The sequence below is a fragment of the Streptococcus infantis genome, from assembly GCF_001579645.1.
Lineage (GTDB): Bacteria > Bacillota > Bacilli > Lactobacillales > Streptococcaceae > Streptococcus > Streptococcus infantis_E.
In genome coordinates this window covers 1-1,142 of sequence record NZ_LQZF01000176.1, presented here as the reverse complement: position 1 = coordinate 1,142, position 1,142 = coordinate 1, and the positions used below count along the sequence as shown (strand labels likewise).

General features: G+C 39.2%; 1 protein-coding gene. It reads left to right on the top strand.

Annotation, left to right across the window (positions count from 1 at the left end; translation table 11 throughout):
* Positions 1–85: 85 nt before the first annotated feature.
* Entirely contained in the window at positions 86–1,105 is a 1,020-nt protein-coding gene (locus SINDD18_RS09965) for an IS30 family transposase (protein WP_193750851.1), read from the top strand.
* The last annotated feature ends 37 nt before the right edge of the window (positions 1,106–1,142 follow it).

The following is a 1,142-nucleotide window of genomic DNA, read 5'->3' as shown; positions in this document are numbered from 1 at the left end:
CCCTGTTGTAAAATGAAGTGCAACACAAAAGACATGTTCATCTGATATACTAGAGTTGCGAAAAACAGTATAAAGGAAGATGAACATGTCCACTAATTATTCTACCACAAATCAATCATACAAGCACTTATCTGAAGCTGAGCGAGGGAAAATTGAAGCTTATTTAAGCATAGGACTCAAACCTGCTGAAATTGCTCGTAGACTAGGGAGAAATCGCTCTACTATTACTCGTGAAATTAATCGTGGTTCCATAACACAAGTGAAAAAAGTAAATGGGCAGAAGGTCTATTACCAACGCTATTATGCAGATGCTGCTCATAACCGTTATCGTCATGCTAGAGAAGCCAGCTATTATCTGAAACTGGATCGTGTAATGGACGACTTTCTGAGAGAGTTCACAGAAGCAATGAGAGAGAAACCAAGGGTGCATAGCGTGGATACCTTTGTTCATACCTATAGGCTCCAACATGTAGATGCAGTTGTACCTTCAACCAAGACGCTCTATAACTATATCCATCAAGGATTGTTAGAGATTAAGGTCATTGATTTGCCAAGAGCAGTGCGGATCCGTAAGAAATTTACCAAGCGCCCCTCTACCAAGAAACATCTAGGAAAGTCAATTGAAGAAAGACCAGAAGAAATCAATAATCGTTCCCGTTTTGGAGATTGGGAAATTGATTCTGTTCTGGGTGGAAAGACAATAGGAGAACCTTCTATTCTGACCCTGGTAGAACGACAAACACGCTATGCTGTCACAAAGAAACTCGTGGAAAAGAAAGCAGAGTATGTCAATCAAGCAGTCTTAGAGTGTATGAAACTTTATCCCATTAAGTCCATCACTGCAGATAATGGAAACGAATTTTCATCATTGAGTGAGATAGAGGGCTTAGATGTTTATTTTGCTCATGCCTATTCATCTTATGAACGAGGTACAAATGAGAATTTCAATGGACTACTAAGAGAGTTTATTCCGAAGGGGTGTTCGTTAAAGGAACTAAATCAGAATCTTTTAGAGGACTATACAAAGGCTATCAATGAAAGACCTAGACGAATTCATGGCTATCAGTCCGCAAAAAAGCTGTTTGAGCTAACTCAAACAGCTTGAAAGGTACTCACTTAATCAGAGGAACAATTTTGTTGCA